The sequence below is a fragment of the Stenotrophomonas geniculata genome, assembly GCF_034508895.1.
Classification (GTDB): domain Bacteria; phylum Pseudomonadota; class Gammaproteobacteria; order Xanthomonadales; family Xanthomonadaceae; genus Stenotrophomonas; species Stenotrophomonas geniculata.
Window position 1 is genome coordinate 819,998 of sequence record NZ_CP140571.1, and the last position, 14,309, is coordinate 834,306.

The 14,309-nt window shown below is 68.1% G+C and carries 14 protein-coding genes; 7 read left to right on the plus strand and 7 right to left on the minus strand.

Annotated features, from left to right (window positions below; all coding sequences use genetic code 11):
* Nucleotides 1-48: 48 nt before the first annotated feature.
* The 3 genes from RI032_RS03855 to RI032_RS03865 are packed head-to-tail and all read left to right on the plus strand — an operon-like array spanning nucleotide 49 to nucleotide 3,479.
* Nucleotides 49-852, plus strand: a complete 804-nt coding sequence (locus RI032_RS03855; protein WP_322547887.1) for a DUF4198 domain-containing protein — start codon at nucleotides 49-51, stop codon at nucleotides 850-852.
* 54 nt (nucleotides 853-906) lie between these two features.
* Nucleotides 907-1,878: an FAD:protein FMN transferase gene (locus tag RI032_RS03860; protein ID WP_322547888.1), complete on the plus strand. Its 972-nt coding sequence runs from the start codon at nucleotides 907-909 to the stop codon at nucleotides 1,876-1,878.
* Complete coding sequence (locus tag RI032_RS03865) at nucleotides 1,875-3,479, plus strand: sulfite reductase subunit alpha (RefSeq protein WP_322547889.1); 1,605 nt, start codon at nucleotides 1,875-1,877, stop codon at nucleotides 3,477-3,479. The genes RI032_RS03860 and RI032_RS03865 overlap by 4 nt, the downstream gene beginning before the upstream one ends.
* A 212-nt stretch (nucleotides 3,480-3,691) precedes the next feature.
* Here the strand turns inward: RI032_RS03865 and RI032_RS03870 are convergent, their stop codons facing one another.
* The 4 genes from RI032_RS03870 to RI032_RS03885 all read right to left on the minus strand — a co-directional run bounded on the left by RI032_RS03870 (nucleotide 3,692) and on the right by RI032_RS03885 (nucleotide 6,828).
* Nucleotides 3,692-4,300 (minus strand): HutD/Ves family protein, encoded by a 609-nt coding sequence (locus RI032_RS03870; RefSeq protein WP_322547890.1) that lies wholly within the window; start codon nucleotides 4,298-4,300, stop codon nucleotides 3,692-3,694.
* Between the two features lie 35 nt (nucleotides 4,301-4,335).
* Nucleotides 4,336-5,061 carry a murein L,D-transpeptidase catalytic domain family protein gene (locus tag RI032_RS03875; protein WP_010483599.1) on the minus strand — a complete coding sequence of 242 codons (726 nt, stop codon included), beginning with the start codon at nucleotides 5,059-5,061 and terminating at the stop codon, nucleotides 4,336-4,338.
* 17 nt (nucleotides 5,062-5,078) lie between these two features.
* A complete protein-coding gene (locus tag RI032_RS03880) occupies nucleotides 5,079-6,164 on the minus strand; it encodes a L,D-transpeptidase (protein WP_019337110.1) in 1,086 nt (361 codons plus the stop codon).
* Between the two features lie 352 nt (nucleotides 6,165-6,516).
* Nucleotides 6,517-6,828: a ComEA family DNA-binding protein gene (locus RI032_RS03885; RefSeq protein ID WP_224329378.1), complete on the minus strand. Its 312-nt coding sequence runs from the start codon at nucleotides 6,826-6,828 to the stop codon at nucleotides 6,517-6,519.
* Nucleotides 6,829-7,044: 216 nt separating this feature from the next.
* Here RI032_RS03885 and RI032_RS03890 point away from each other — a divergent pair, with 216 nt between their 5' ends.
* The 4 genes from RI032_RS03890 to murU all read left to right on the plus strand — a co-directional run bounded on the left by RI032_RS03890 (nucleotide 7,045) and on the right by murU (nucleotide 10,675).
* Nucleotides 7,045-8,538 (plus strand): M20 family metallopeptidase, encoded by a 1,494-nt coding sequence (locus tag RI032_RS03890; RefSeq protein ID WP_322547891.1) that lies wholly within the window; start codon nucleotides 7,045-7,047, stop codon nucleotides 8,536-8,538.
* A gap of 70 nt (nucleotides 8,539-8,608) precedes the next feature.
* On the plus strand, nucleotides 8,609-8,878 hold the full coding sequence (locus RI032_RS03895) for a GlsB/YeaQ/YmgE family stress response membrane protein (RefSeq protein ID WP_010483608.1): 270 nt from the start codon (nucleotides 8,609-8,611) through the stop codon (nucleotides 8,876-8,878).
* 64 nt (nucleotides 8,879-8,942) lie between these two features.
* Nucleotides 8,943-9,968 (plus strand): aminoglycoside phosphotransferase family protein, encoded by a 1,026-nt coding sequence (locus RI032_RS03900; protein ID WP_322547892.1) that lies wholly within the window; start codon nucleotides 8,943-8,945, stop codon nucleotides 9,966-9,968.
* Nucleotides 9,965-10,675 carry an N-acetylmuramate alpha-1-phosphate uridylyltransferase MurU gene (murU, locus tag RI032_RS03905; protein ID WP_322547893.1) on the plus strand — a complete coding sequence of 237 codons (711 nt, stop codon included), beginning with the start codon at nucleotides 9,965-9,967 and terminating at the stop codon, nucleotides 10,673-10,675. Before RI032_RS03900 ends, murU begins: the two co-directional genes overlap by 4 nt.
* Nucleotides 10,676-11,253: 578 nt before the next feature.
* Here murU and hda read toward each other — a convergent pair.
* Genes hda through RI032_RS03920 form a run of 3 tightly spaced genes read right to left on the minus strand, consistent with a single transcriptional unit; the run spans nucleotide 11,254 to nucleotide 14,266 of the window.
* Nucleotides 11,254-11,961, minus strand: a complete 708-nt coding sequence (gene hda, locus RI032_RS03910) for a DnaA regulatory inactivator Hda (protein ID WP_010483615.1) — start codon at nucleotides 11,959-11,961, stop codon at nucleotides 11,254-11,256.
* Nucleotides 11,961-13,130, minus strand: a complete 1,170-nt coding sequence (locus RI032_RS03915) for an AI-2E family transporter (protein WP_109814065.1) — start codon at nucleotides 13,128-13,130, stop codon at nucleotides 11,961-11,963. The genes hda and RI032_RS03915 overlap by 1 nt, the downstream gene beginning before the upstream one ends.
* Nucleotides 13,127-14,266, minus strand: coding sequence for a DUF2066 domain-containing protein (locus RI032_RS03920; RefSeq protein ID WP_134958579.1), 1,140 nt, complete (start codon nucleotides 14,264-14,266; stop codon nucleotides 13,127-13,129). Before RI032_RS03920 ends, RI032_RS03915 begins: the two co-directional genes overlap by 4 nt.
* Nucleotides 14,267-14,309: the final 43 nt, after the last annotated feature.

Here is a 14,309-nt window from a genome sequence, read left to right on the forward strand (position 1 = left end):
AGCCCCCTCTTCCTTTCCGCATCACCCGCATCCACTGGAGTCCTCCGCATGAAGCGCACGCTCGTCCTCGCCGCCGCCCTGGCCGCTGCCCTTCCCTTCTCCGCCCTGGCCCACAAGGCCTGGCTGCTGCCCTCGCAGACCGTGATCGCCGGCAACGCGCCGTGGATCACTGTCGACGGTGCGGTCTCCAACGACCTGTTCTATTTCAACCACGTGCCGCTGCGCCTGGAATCGCTGGTGATCACCGCGCCGGACGGCAGCACCGTGCAGCCGCAGAACGCCTCCACCGGCAAGTACCGCAGCGTGTTCGACATCGAACTGAAGCAGCCGGGCACCTACCGCATCGCCTCGGTCAACGACGGCCTGTTCGCCACCTACGAGCAGAACGGCGAGCGCAAGCGCTGGCGCGGCAGCGTCGCCACCTTCGGCGAACTGCCCAAGGACGCAAAGAAGCTGGAAGTGAGCCAGTCGGTCGGCCGCGTGGAGACCTTCGTCACCAACGGTGCGCCGAACGACACCGCGCTGAAGCCCACCAACCATGGCATCGAGCTGGTCGCCGTCGGCCACCCGAACGACCTGTTCGCCGGCGAGGAAGCCACCTTCCGCGTGCTGGTCGACGGCAAGCCGGCCACCGGCCTGGAATTCGAGATCGTGCGTGGCGCCACCCGCTACCGCAACGCGCAGGACGAACTGAAGGTCACCAGCGATGCCAAGGGCGAGATCAAGGTGACCTGGCCGGAAGCTGGCATGTACTGGCTGGAAACCGGCACCGAGGACAACAAGACCTCGGTGAAGCAGGCCGCCAAGCGCCGCCTGAGCTACGTGGCCACGCTGGAAGTGCTGCCGCAGTAATGACGTGGACCGCGATGCCGGGCAGCCCCGGCATCGCATCTGCAGCACACCACCATGACCGATCCCCTGCTCGACATCGCCCGCCTCGGTGGCACCACCATGGGCACCACCTGGAGCGTGTCGCTGGTCGCGCCGCGCCAGCGCGACCTGCACCCGCTGCATGCCGGCATCCAGGCGCGGCTGGACGAGGTGGTCGCGCAGATGAGCACCTGGGAGCCCGGCTCGGACCTGAGCCGCTACAACCGCGCCAACGCTGGCCAATGGTGCGCGCTGCCGGCTGAGACCCGCCAGGTGCTGGCCTGCGCACAGGCCATCGCCGCCGCCAGCGATGGTGCATTCGATCCCACCGTCGGCCCGTTGGTGGCACTGTGGGGTTTCGGTGCACATGCCGGCGAACGCCGCCAACCCGATGCCGCCACCGTGCAGGCCACGCGCGAGCGCTGCGGTTGGCAGCGCCTGCAATGGCGCAGCGATGCGCTGCTGCAACCGGGCGGACTGGAACTGGATCTGTCGGCGATCGCCAAGGGGTTCGGCGTCGATCACGTGGCCGCCTGGCTACGCGATCAGGGCATCGCCGCTGCACTGATCGAGGTCGGTGGCGAACTGGCCGGCTACGGCCGAAAACCGGACGGCCAGCCGTGGCGCGTGCTGGTGGAGTCCGCACCGGAAGAAGACGCGCACACCGAAACACCACCGCGGGTGCTGGCACTGGAGGACAAGGCGGTGGCCACCTCCGGTGATCGCTGGCACCAGTACCAGGCCGATGGCCAGGCCTTCAGCCATAGTCTCGACCCGCGCACCGGTATGCCGGTACGCCAGGTCGCCGCAGCGGTCACCGTGGTCGCCGACGATGCCATGCACGCCGATGCCTGGGCCACCGCACTGACCGTGCTCGGCCACGAACAGGGCATGGCGCTGGCCGAACGCGAAGGCCTGGCTGCACGCTACCTGCAGCGTGCAGCAGACGGCCCCCGGGAATTTCTCAGCAGCGGCTTCCAGCGCCTGCTCGACGAGCAGGACGCATGAGCGCACGTCCATCGCGCGCGTGGCTCGGCAACGCACTGGCCCTGCTCCTGCTGGCGCTGATCGCCTGGGCGCTGCTGCGACTGCATCTCGGCGAAGCCTGGTGGCAGGGCGCGCCGCCGGCACGGCAAACGCAGATTGCGATCATCGCCACCGCGCTGTATGCGCTGGCCTGCGCCGCACTGTGGTGGCGTGGGCGACCGCGCGACGATGCTGCCTCTGGCGACGTCGCACCGATCCTGATGGTGTGGTCCAGCCAGACCGGTTTTGCCCGCGAACTGGCCGAACGCAGTGCCGAGGCATTGCGCGGTGCCGGCGTGCCGGTGCGTGTGCGCGGCCTGCATGAGGTCGACGCCACGCTGCTGGCCGACAGCCAGCGTGCATTGTTCATCGCCAGCACCACTGGCGAAGGCGACCCACCCGATCATGCGCTGCCGTTCCTGCGCGGCGTGATGACCTCACCGCCTGCGCTGCAGCACCTGCAGTACGGCGTGCTCGCACTGGGCGACCGCAGTTACGGCAACTTCTGCGGATTCGGCCACCAGCTCGACCAGTGGCTGCGCCAGCACGGTGCGCATCCGCTGTTCGATGCGATCGACGTCGACAACGCCGATCCGGCCGCGCTGCGCCATTGGCAGCAGTTGCTGGGCCAGCTCGGCGGCGGCGCCAGCGAACTGCCCGACTGGAGCCCGGCCGAGTACCAGCCGTGGACGCTGCTGCAACGTGAGCATCTGAACCCGGGCAGCCCCGGCGGCCCCGTGTATTGGCTGCGCCTGCAGCCCCCGGCCGATGCAGATGCGCAGTGGCAGGCCGGTGACATCGCCGAGATCGGCCCGCAGCACGCACCGCACACCGTGCGTGCCTGGCTGGACGCACAACGCTTCGATGCGGATACCGTGCTGGATGACGGGCAGACGTTGCTGGCACGCGTCGCGCGCTCGCACCTGCCCTCATTGGTTCCCCCGGGTGATCTGCCCGCATTGCTGGCGACCCTGCAACCGCTGCCCCATCGCGAGTACTCGATCGCCTCGGTGATGGCCGACGGTGCGGTCGAGCTGCTGCTGCGTCGCCAGCTGCGCGCGGACGGCACGCCTGGCATCGGCAGCGGCTGGCTGTGCGACCACGCGGCCATCGGCGAACCGGTGCAGCTGCGCCTGCGCCGCAACGACAATTTCCATGGCGTGCCCGCCGATGTACCGCTGCTGCTGATCGGCAACGGCACCGGCATCGCCGGCCTGCGCGCGCATCTGCACGAACGTGCCCAGCGTGGCGCACGCCGTACCTGGCTGCTGTTCGGTGAGCGCACCGCCGCCCACGACTTCCACTTCGGTGAAGAACTGCAGGCAATGCTGGCCGACGGCTCACTGGCACGGTTGGATGCCGTGTTCAGCCGCGACGGCGGCGCGCATCGCTATGTGCAGGACCGGCTGCTGGCCGAAGCGGCAACGCTGCGGCAGTGGGTGGATGAAGGCGCCACGATCCTGGTCTGCGGCAGCCTGCAGGGCATGGCCCCGGCGGTGGATGCGGTGATCGAACAGGTGCTGGGTGTTGCGGGCAAGGAAGCGCTGTTGCTGGCCGGTCGTTACCGGCGCGATGTGTATTGAGGTTGCCGCATCCACGCATGGCGTGGATCTACTGAACGCACCGACGCCTGCGAACCGCCTCTGGTGGGTGCGAACCTTGGTTCGCACCATGACGCAGCATTGGCGGCCGCATCCACGCATGGCGTGGATCTACTGCGCGGCGTGTCCAGGCATGGCAACTACACCCCAGTAGATCCACGCCATGCGTGGATTGAGCCACCGGCGCCCAGGAATCATCCCGCCGCTGCACAGACCCGTATCGCCAACAACTCGCCACCGCCCTGCAACGCGTGCCGCTGACGTTCGCCGGCCGCCAACCACGCGGTATCGCCGGCCCGTAGCGCGGGCAGGCCGCTGTCGGCACCGAACTCTGCCTGACCGGACAGCAGATGCAGCGCCCAGGCCACGCCCGGTTCGCAGAAGAAGAACATCGCGCCCACCAGCGGCCGGTGCAGCAGTTCGGCCTGCAGCAACTCGCGCTTCCACATCAGGTTGAAGTCGTGGGTGGTGCCATCGACCAGTTCACCGTGCAGGGTTTCCTCGCCGGCAAAGCGCACCCGTCCATGCGGCGGCAGCACCTCGGCCACACGGCCATCGTCGAAGCGCAGGCGCACGCCATTGCCCTGCAGCAGTACCAGTTCGCGCTCCACGCCGGGGAAGGCGGAGAACGCGGCGTCCTGTTCGATCTCGGCCACCGACAGGCGCAGCGCCCAGTCATCCCCCTGCGGAGGCAGGCGCAGGATCTCGCGGGTCCAGCCAAGTCCATTCCGCCAGCGTTCGCGGCGGTAGTCCAGGCGGGAGATCACCTGGCTCGGAGTGTGCAGCAGGGAGTCGATGTTCATCCGCGCAATTGCATCATGCCGCGCGCCGTCGTGCATCACCGCGTGGCGAGCGTGCCCTGGCCACCGCACCCGCCGGCCAGCAGCTGCGAGTGCTTCAGCCAATCCTGGTCGGGGTAGTAAGCAAACACCATCGTGCCACCACGCAACGCATCGATCAGCGGCTTGGCCACCGACAGCCGCACCGCCGGGCAACCCAGGCTGCGTCCCAGCCGCCCCTGCAGCTGCGCGGTAGCCGGGTTCACGTACGGCGCACCATGGATGACGATCGCTCGGTCACGCGCGCGGTCATTGAAGCCCGGTTCCAGGCCGGCCAGGCGCAGCGAATATCCATTGCCGCCCATGTAGGTCTCCTGCGCGGTGAACGCGCCGAGACTGGACATGAAACTGCCGTCGCGGTTGGAGAAGTGCTCGGTGCGGTTCTCGCCGCTGTTGCGGCCATGCGCCACCCATTCCTCGAACAACAGGCGCTGATGGGCCAGGTCGAACACCCACAGCCGCGGCTCGGTGGACGGGCGCGAGTAATCGATCACGCTGAGGCGATCACCATTGATGCCCAGTTCCGGCCGCTGCAACGCACAGCGCATGGCGTGCGCCGCCAGCTGCAGCACGTGGCGGTCGGCCTTGGGCGCACTGCGCGACAGCAGGGCAGCCAGATCATCGGCAGAGGTGGCGAGGGCGGGCGTCTGTGCCAGCGCCGGGGCGCTGGCCGAGGTCGCCAGCAGGCCGAACGCGGCCAGCCGGCACAGGCGGGATGCAGTCATGGGCACAACGAGGGGACTCAGTTGCCCTTGAGGGTGGACCCTGGCGGCTCGGATTCCAAGACCGGCTGCATTCCGGATTCAGCCGGGCTTGGGCGGACCGCCGGCAGCGAGGTGACCAGCAGGGTCGTGCCCGGCACCAGCACCTGGTACAGCTGGCGAGCGAAATCGGTCGGCAGCGCCATCGGCAGCGAGGGCGTGGCCAGCAGGTCCGGCGTGGCCTGGGCACGGTCCTGGCCCAGCAACGGATAGGCCGTCCACTGGTGCAGCCGCTGGTTCACGTCCAGCGGGCTGGGGGTGTCGCTGTAACCCTGCCCCATCACGAACAGCGTGGTGCCCTGGAAGGCCGGCAGGGCGTCGGCCTTCAGCGGCGACTCGCCAATCATCACGCCGTCGCGCAGCACGTACAGGCGCTGGTCGTGCAGGCTGACCAGGATGCCGACCTGCCCGGCCGGCGCCGCGGCGTCGTCCCACCAGGCCTGTGCCGGGGCTCCGCCCTCGGTCTCCGGCAGGGCCTGGCCGCGCGCGTTCACCGGCGCCAGCACCGACGGATAGGCCAGGGTCATCGGCGAGCTCTTGGCATCGGCCACGACCACGGTATCGCCGCGCTGGGTTTCACTGAACAGCTTCTGCGCGAAGGCCTGCGGCAGGCGCACGCAGCCGTGCGAGGCCGGATGCCCGGGCAGGCTGCCGCCATGCAGGGCGATGCCGTCCCAGGTCAGCCGCTGCATGTACGGCATCGGCGCGCTGTTGTAGAGGTTGGACTTGTGGTCCTTGTCCTTCTGCAGGATGGTGAACACACCGGTCGGCGTCTCGTGCCCGGCCTTGCCCGAGCTGATCGTGGTCAGGCCGATGGCGATACCGTTGCGGTAGACATAGGCGCGCTGCTCATCAAGGCTGACCACCAGCACGATCGGGCCGGTCGGCGAGATTTCCGGATGCCACAGGTATTCGCCCGGCTTGAGGTCGGTCGGTCCGCGTACCTCGGCGGTGGCCGCAGCGGCAGCTGCAGGCTTGGCGGCCGGCGTAGGCGCAGCGGCATGGGCCAGCAGCGGCAGGGCCAGTGCAAGGGCGAGCATCAGGGTCGTGGGGCGGTGCGGAAGCATCCAGCGGGGGTCCTTTCCATGCGGAGCGGCCACCGTACACCATCGGCCCGTGGTGGCCGCGGCAAAACCAGGCGCCGGAAATGAAACTGCCCGGCGACACAGCCATGTGTCGTACCGGGCAATCGTTACGTCCTTGTCGGCCTGCTGCCGCCCCCTCGCATCCTGCGCTGTGGGGGTAGCGTTGCATCCTGCACGCGGCCGCGTCTGTCCTGTTTGTATCTCAGCCCCTTCCACAGGTCTGTGATGCCACCATCCTGGTGAGTGGTGCCGCGTCCTGCGGCGGTCGGTGGTCACGGCCTTCCTGTCCGTGACCGGTGAACCAGCCTCCTGCCGGTTCCGACGATTCCTGCTGTCAGCGCCTCGGTACGGTTCGCACCGGTACCGATCCGGGTACCGGATCCGCCGGCAACAACCTGTTGCCTACGGTGATCCGCTGTCGATTCCGTTCGACGATTGCTTTCCCTATCCCCTTCACCTGCGCCAGGTCCTCGACGCGATGAAACGGGCCGTGTCTGCGCCGGTGCTCGACGATCGCCTCGGCCTTGGCGGCTCCGACCATCGTCAATCCCTGCTGCAGCGCCTGGGCATCGGCGCGGTTGATGTCGATCGGTTCGGCGGCATGCGCCCCAGCGATCCACACGACCAGCACCAGTGCCCTCAACACGACACTCCAAGGCACGACGTGTATCTCCTTGTGGTTCTGACCGTCCCGACCGGCAATCCCGTCGGTAGGAACAGTGTCCGTCACCACATGCACACAGCCTATCGGTTTCCTGGATTTCTAAAAGCCAGCCAAATACCCGACGTGATGTAGGAAAAACCCTACCCACGGCACAGGCGTAGAATGTCGCGATCACAGCCCATGCAATCGGAGTTTCAGATGGACAGCGCCAAGCTCGGCCAATTCGTCAATGACAAGTGGGACAGCGAGATCGTCCCGCAGTTGGTCGACTACATCCGCATTCCCAACAAGTCGCCGATGTTCGACGCCAATTGGGTGCAGAACGGCTACATGGAACAGGCGGTCACGCTGATGGAGAACTGGGCCAAGGCCCAGCAGCTGCCCGGCCTGAAGGTTGAAGTGGTGCGCCTGGAAGGCCGTACCCCGCTGATCTTCCTGGAAATTCCGGCTACCGGCGCCGAAACCGGCGACGACACCATCCTGCTCTACGGCCACCTGGACAAGCAGCCGGAAATGACCGGCTGGGACGACGACCTCGGCCCGTGGACCCCGGTCCTGCGCGGCGACAAGCTGTATGGCCGCGGCGGCGCCGACGACGGTTACGCCATCTTCGGCTCGCTGGCCGCCGTACTGGCGCTGCAGGCCCAGGGCCTGCCGCACGCCCGCTGCGTGGTGCTGATCGAAGCCTGTGAAGAATCGGGCAGCTACGACCTGCCAGCCTACGTCGACCACCTGGCCGACCGCATCGGCAAGCCGTCGCTGGTGGTCTGCCTGGATTCGGGCTGCGCCAACTACGACCAGCTGTGGTGCACCACCTCGCTGCGCGGCCTGACCGGCGGCAACTTCACCGTGAAGGTGCTCAACGAAGGCGTGCATTCCGGCGATGCCTCCGGCGTGGTGCCGTCCAGCTTCCGCCTGCTGCGCCAGCTGCTGTCGCGCATCGAGGACCAGGACACTGGCCGCATCCTGATCGACGGCATGAACGTTGAAATTCCGACCGAGCGCCAGGAACAGGCCAAGCGCGCCGCCGAAGTGGTCGATACCGAAATCTTCGAGAAGTTCCCGATGGTCGACGGCCTGCGTCCGATGAACGAGGACCTGACCGAGCTGGTGCTCAACCGCACCTGGCGCCCGGCGCTGTCGGTCACCGGCGTCGGTGGCATGCCGGCATTGGAATCGGCCGGCAACGTGCTGCGCCCGCAGACCTCGGTGAAGCTGTCGCTGCGCCTGCCGCCGACCGCCGATGGCAAGACCTGCGGTGAGCTGCTGAAGGAAGCGCTGCTGCGTGATCCGCCGAACGGCGCGCAGGTCACCCTGGATCTGGAAAAGGCCTCCACCGGCTGGAACGCCCCGGCCATGGCGCCGTGGCTGACCCAGGCCATCGACGACGCCAGCCAGGCCTTCTTCGGCAAGCCGGCGATGTACATGGGCGAAGGCGGCTCGATCCCGTTCATGGGCATGCTGGGTGAGAAGTTCCCGGGCGCCCAGTTCATGATCACCGGCGTGCTTGGCCCGCACTCCAACGCGCACGGCCCGAACGAGTTCCTGCACATCCCGATGGGCAAGAAGGTCACCGCCTGCGTGTCCAAGGTGATCAGCGAGCACTACGCTGCCAGCCTGCGCGGCGAGACCAGCGGTTCGCCGGTGGCTGCCGACAGCGGCACCCGCCACGGCGACCACGGCTGCTGCTGATTACGCCACACCGTGACGGACGCAGTCTGGCCTTGCTAGGCTGCGTCCACCCTTGCTGGAAATCGCGCGCATGAATGGTCTGTTCGGCAGCAGCAGCTGGCTCTACATCATCCTGGTCGGCTTCTTCGTCGGCCTGCTCGGGCGTTTCTTCATGCCCGGCAACAACCGCATGGGCTGCCTGCTGACCATCGTGCTGGGCATCCTAGGTGCGCTGCTGGCCGGCTGGTTTGGCCAGTACATGGGCTGGTACGCCCCCGGTGAGCCGGCCGGTTTCCTCGGTGCGGTGGTGGGCGCGGTGGCCGTGCTGGCCGTCCTGCGCCTGTTCAGCGGCCGCCGCTGAGCCCGCATCCCCTTCCCTTCCTGTTCCCGACGTTGGCGCGCCCGGCGCGCCCGGATATGCCTGCATGACCGAACCCGCCTCCGATCCCCAGCGCAGCGCGCAGCGCCTGCGGTGGGCCCGTACCCAGCTCGATGATGCCAGCGCGGTGGTCGAACGCGCCTCGGTCGATGCCGGCATGCGCAGCTACTGGCGCACCACCAGCACCGGTGGCAGCCACATCGTGATGGATGCCCCGCCGGGGCTGGAAGATCCGCGGCCGTGGCTGCGCATGCGCGGCCTGCTGCACGACAACGGCCTGCGTGTGCCCGCGCTGCTGGCACAGGATCTGGAGGCCGGCTTCCTGCTGCTGGAAGACCTCGGCGGCCCGACCCTGGCGAAGATCCTCGACGAGCGCAACGCTGACGAATGGTTCGGCCGTTCGATCGAACAGCTGCTGCGCCTGCAGGCGATTCCGGTGCCGGCCGACTTCGGCCAGTTCGGCGAAGCGTTGCTGCAGCGTGATGCCGGCCTGTTCGACGAATGGTTCCTGCAGCGCCACCTGAACCTGGAACTGGACTGCGGCGAGATTGAAGGGCTGCAGCTGGTGCATCGCCGGTTGATGGACAACGCGCTGGGCCAGGCCCAGTTGATGACCCACCGCGACTACATGCCACGCAACCTGATGCCAGTCGACGGCGGCCCCGCCGTGCTGGATTTCCAGGACCTGGTGCGCGGCCCGATCGCCTACGACGCGGTGAGCCTGTTCAAGGACGCCTTCCTGAGCTGGCCGCTGCAGCGCGTGGACGAGTGGCTGGCGCAGTACCACGAGCGCGCGCACGACGCCGGCCTGCCAGTGCCCGACCGCGCCACCTTCCTGCGCGATGCCGACTGGATGGGCATCCAGCGCCACGTGAAGATCCTCGGCCTGTTCTGCCGCCTGCGCTACCGCGACAACAAGGGCCATTACCTGGACGACGCACCGCGCTTCATCAACTACCTGGATGAAGTGCTGCCGCGTTACCGCGAACTGGCACCGCTGCAGCAGCTGCTGGACGACCGCATCAAACCGGCGCTTGCCGAACTGGCCGCACCGATGCGCGTGGCCCGATGAAGGCGCTGGTCTTTGCCGCCGGCCTCGGCGAGCGCATGCGCCCGCTGACCCTGCACACGCCCAAGCCGCTGCTGGAAGTAGCCGGCAAGCCACTGATCGTCTGGCACCTGGAGCGCCTGGCGGCGCTCGGTGTGCGCGAGGTAGTGGTCAACACCGCGTGGCTGGCCGAGCAGTTCCCGACGATGCTGGGCGATGGCAGCCAATGGGGCCTGCGCCTGCATTTCCTTTACGAAGGGCAGACCCCGCTGGAAACCGGCGGCGGCATCCTCAACGCGCTGCCGGTGCTGGGCGACGCCCCGTTCCTGGTCGTGAACGGCGACATCTGGACTGATTTCGATTTCGCCACGCTGCCGCGCGAACCACAGGGCCAGGCGCACCTGGTGCTGGTCGACAATCCCGCGCAGCACCCAGACGGCGACTACCGGCTGGACGCGCAGGGCCTGCTGCACCACGACCGCCAAGGGCCGTGCCTGACCTACGCGGGCATCGGCGTGTATCGCCCCTCCATCGTGGCCGGCTGGCGCACGGTGATCGGCGATGCGCCGGGTAGCGAGCGTGTTCCGCCAAAGTTCTCGGTGGTGCCGCTGCAGAAGCATTTCATGGCACAGGGGTTGATGACGGGGCAGCACCATCGCGGGCGTTGGACCGATGTGGGTACCGTGGATCGCCTGCGCGCGCTGGATGTTGAGTTGGCGGCGAACGGCTGAGCCCCTCGTGGCTGGACTCATTGAAAGCAGAAGCCGTGCTTGGCCGGTCGGGGTGGGCTGCGCAGGGGACGCTGCAAGTACGTCCATGTAAGCTCGGTCGCCGCATCCATGCGGCTCACGCCCCTGCGCAGCCCACCCCGACCGGCCTCTGACAGTTTCCGTGCGCGTCCAGCCACGGAAAAGAAAAAGAAAATCAAAAGCGGATCGCTTCGCTGCGCTCGCTCTGGTGACGGCCAACGGTCGTCACCCACCAACAGCAGTCAGCAGTGCAGTACGCAGTCCCGGCAGATCGCGGGAACCTGTCGAAGGCGGGGCGCTGTGGGTTTGCGGGGTGTGAGCCGCATGGGCCCGAGGCATGCCTCGGGCGGGTTGGGCAGGACGCCCAACCCCGGTCTTGCCGTGTGCGCAGGATTGCGCACACGAGCAAGCGGCGACCAAGCCCCCATGGATGGGTTCACGGCGTCCCCGCAAACCCACAGCGCCCCGCCATCCCACGGATAGCCCGCTTTTGACGTTGACGTTGATGTTGCTTCGGCTTCGGCGGGTGCAGGGCGCAGCCCTGCAAACAAACCCCACCCTCAGTAACGAGGCCGGCCTTCTTCCAGCACCTGGCGCAGGAACGGCACGGTGATCCGCCGCTTCGCCGCCAGCGACTCGCGGTCCAGCCAGTCCAGCAGCGTGATCAATCCACCCAGCTCGCGCCCGGTGTGCGACAGCAGCCACTCGATGGCCGCCTCGTCGATCGCCAACCCACGCCGCAGTGCACGCTCACGCAGCACCGCCGCGCGACCTTCCTCATCCAACGGCTGCAGCAGCACGCGCACGCACTGGCCCAGGCGCGAACGCAGGTCGGGCAGTACCAGCCCCAGTTCTTCCGGCGCCTTCTGCGCCGTGTACAACACGGTGACACCCGCAGCGCGCGCGCGGTTGTGGAAATCGAACAGCGCGATCTCGTCCTCGCGGTTGCCGGCAACCTCGTCCAGGCCATCCAGCGCCACCAGTTCGCGCACCTCCAGCCCATCCAGCGCCGCGCGCACGCGACCGGCGGCGCTGGCCAGCGGCACGTAGGTCGGCAGGCGGCCGGCCTGCTCGGCGCTGGAACACATCGCCAGCGCCTGATGGGTCTTGCCGGTGCCCGCCGCCCCTTCCAGGTAGACCCAGTCGTGGCTGGCGCCCACCGCGATCGCGCGCAGCTGCGCCAGCGCGCCATCCGGCGCGCCGATGAAGGTCTCCAGGCGCTGGTCCCGCGGGTAATGCAGGGCCAGCGGCAGTTGCGGCACACCCATCACGTCAGGTCGGGGCCCTTGTCGTTCGGAATGATGATATGGGGGGCATCGACCACGCCATCAAGCACGATCGCCGGCTTCTCGCCCACGTACAGCTCGCTCTGGCGGTAGCGCTGGTGCGCGTAGCGCAGCAGCACGTTGGTCACCGCCGCCACCGGCAGCGCCAGCAGCATGCCGAGGAAGCCGAACAGCTGGCCGCCGGCCATCACCGCGAAGATCACCGCTACCGGGTGCAGGCCGATCTTGTCGCCGACGATGCGCGGGGTCAGCACGTAGCTTTCCAGCAGCTGGCCCACGGTGAACACCACGCCGACCAGGATCAGCAGCTTCAGGTCGAAGCCCTGCGCCTGCACCAGTGCGGCGATGATCGCCATCAGGATGCCGGTGGTCGCGCCCAGGTAAGGGATGAAGCTGATGAGGCCGGCAATCAGGCCGATCAGCAGGCCCAGCTTCAGGCCAACCAGCGACAGGCCACCGGCATAGATCACGCCCAGCGCCAGCATCACCAGGAACTGGCCGCGGATGAACGCGCCCAGCACCTCGTTGGATTCGCGCGCCAGCGCGCTGATGGTGCCGATCTGGTTGCGCGGAATCACCGACGCGACCCGCTCGACCAGCTTGTCCCAGTCACGCAGGAAGTAGAACGCCAGGATCGGCAGCAGCAGGATGTTGACCACCCAGGTCACCATCGCGAAGCCCGAGCGCGAGACGTAGCCCATGAACGTGGTGGCGAAGCCGCCCGCCTGCTGCCAGTGGCTGCGCACCCATTCGATCAGGCGGTCCGGGTCCAGCCACTGCATCACTTCCAGGCCGGTCTTCTGCTCGAACCAGGGAATGCCCTTTTCCATCAACCACGCCTGTGCCTGCGGCGCGACCGCGATCAGGGTGGTGATCTGGCGCTCGATCATCGGCACCAGCACCAGCAGCAGCGCCACGATCACCAGCACCATCGCGGCGAACACCAGCACCACGCCGGTCATGCGCGAGCGGCCGGTAGCCTCGATGCGGTCCACCAGCGGATCGCCCAGCCAGGCCAGCGCCAGCGCCAGCACGAAGGGAGTCAGGATCGGCGCCAGCAGCCACACCACCCAGCCGACCAGGCCGGCGAACAGGATGTACTTCAGGCGGCGCAGGAACTGCGCGATTTCCGCTTCCGGGGTCAGAGTCATCGCAGGCGGTACTCGTTGCTGACCGGGGCGGCCACCGGAGTACCGGTGGTGTCATCGATCGGCGTCGGCAGGGCCGGCAGCGGTGCGCTCGGCACCAGCACGCCGTTGTCGCCCAGCATGCGGTTGAAGCCGGCCAGGCCGGTGGTCATCTCCAGGCTCAGCTCCAGCTGGCCGGCCGAAGCGTGCAGCGGGGTGACGTTGCGCACCACCGGTACCTCGCGCAGGCCGGCAGCCAGGCGCAGGTAGTCGTCGGCGCTGTTGATGCCGGTGACCACCACCCGGTAGCTGCCGGCCTGGCCGACGGCGGCGCCGGCCTTGGCATAACGCTTGACCAGCGCATCGGCGGCACCATCGGCACCGGCGGCCATCGCACGCATGGCGTTGGCGTCCTTGCTGGTCCACTTGTTCAGCTCACGGCCGTTGTCGACGAACACCCAGTCCGCCTGCCAGCCACCGTTGGCGCGGTAGAGCTTGCCGATCAGCTGCATCGGCGGCGAGTAGCGCGAAGAGGCGCGGGCCACGGCGGCGCTGTCCTGACGCCAGATGGCACCGGCCAGTGCCTGTTCGGCGGCACCACCGCTGGGCAGGCCCAGCTTGTAGCCGCGCTCGATGGCGCGGTTCAGCAACGGGCGGGCGGCGTTGGCCTGCTGCACGCTGACCAGGCGCGGACCACTGCCGTCGTCGACGGCCAGCCACAGCACCGGCTTCGGGCGCGGCTGCGGCCACAGCGGCAGGCCCAGCGCAGACACCAGCGAATCGACATCGTCCTCGCGGAAGCGGGCCACCAGCAGGGTACGGAAGCTGGGGGCGCCACTGGCGCTCACGCTCTGGTCCTGCTTGTAGTCGTAGCTGGCCACGTAATCCTTGGCATTGCGCAGCGCCTGCGCCACGCCAGGGCGCGACATCACGCTGCGATCGCCGGACAATTTGCCCAGTACAACGCTCAAGGCGCGGGCCAGGGCGCCGTTGCGGTCGGCTTCGGCTTGGCTGTTGACGGGCACTTCGGCCTCGTACGCGCCAGTGGCGGTGGCAACATCACCCTCGGTGCGCAGGCCGCTCTGGGCCATCGTGGCCACCGGCAGGCTCAGCGCAAGGAGCAGGGTCAGAATCAGGCTGCGGCGCATCAGGACATCCATTGGCTCGACGTATCCGGGGGAATTGTTGCCCGAATACGGCCTT

Coding starts and splice junctions, on each gene's coding strand:
- RI032_RS03915 (WP_109814065.1), bottom strand. CDS start 13,130: ATGACTCTGACCCCGGAAGCGGAAATCGCGCAGTTCCTGCGCCGCCTG.
- hda (WP_010483615.1), bottom strand. CDS start 11,961: ATGGGTGTGCCGCAACTGCCGCTGGCCCTGCATTACCCGCGGGACCAG.
- RI032_RS03920 (WP_134958579.1), bottom strand. CDS start 14,266: ATGGATGTCCTGATGCGCCGCAGCCTGATTCTGACCCTGCTCCTTGCG.
- RI032_RS03880 (WP_019337110.1), bottom strand. CDS start 6,164: ATGCTTCCGCACCGCCCCACGACCCTGATGCTCGCCCTTGCACTGGCC.
- RI032_RS03865 (WP_322547889.1), top strand. CDS start 1,875: ATGAGCGCACGTCCATCGCGCGCGTGGCTCGGCAACGCACTGGCCCTG.
- RI032_RS03875 (WP_010483599.1), bottom strand. CDS start 5,061: ATGACTGCATCCCGCCTGTGCCGGCTGGCCGCGTTCGGCCTGCTGGCG.
- RI032_RS03900 (WP_322547892.1), top strand. CDS start 8,943: ATGACCGAACCCGCCTCCGATCCCCAGCGCAGCGCGCAGCGCCTGCGG.
- RI032_RS03860 (WP_322547888.1), top strand. CDS start 907: ATGACCGATCCCCTGCTCGACATCGCCCGCCTCGGTGGCACCACCATG.
- RI032_RS03855 (WP_322547887.1), top strand. CDS start 49: ATGAAGCGCACGCTCGTCCTCGCCGCCGCCCTGGCCGCTGCCCTTCCC.
- RI032_RS03895 (WP_010483608.1), top strand. CDS start 8,609: ATGAATGGTCTGTTCGGCAGCAGCAGCTGGCTCTACATCATCCTGGTC.
- murU (WP_322547893.1), top strand. CDS start 9,965: ATGAAGGCGCTGGTCTTTGCCGCCGGCCTCGGCGAGCGCATGCGCCCG.
- RI032_RS03890 (WP_322547891.1), top strand. CDS start 7,045: ATGGACAGCGCCAAGCTCGGCCAATTCGTCAATGACAAGTGGGACAGC.
- RI032_RS03870 (WP_322547890.1), bottom strand. CDS start 4,300: ATGAACATCGACTCCCTGCTGCACACTCCGAGCCAGGTGATCTCCCGC.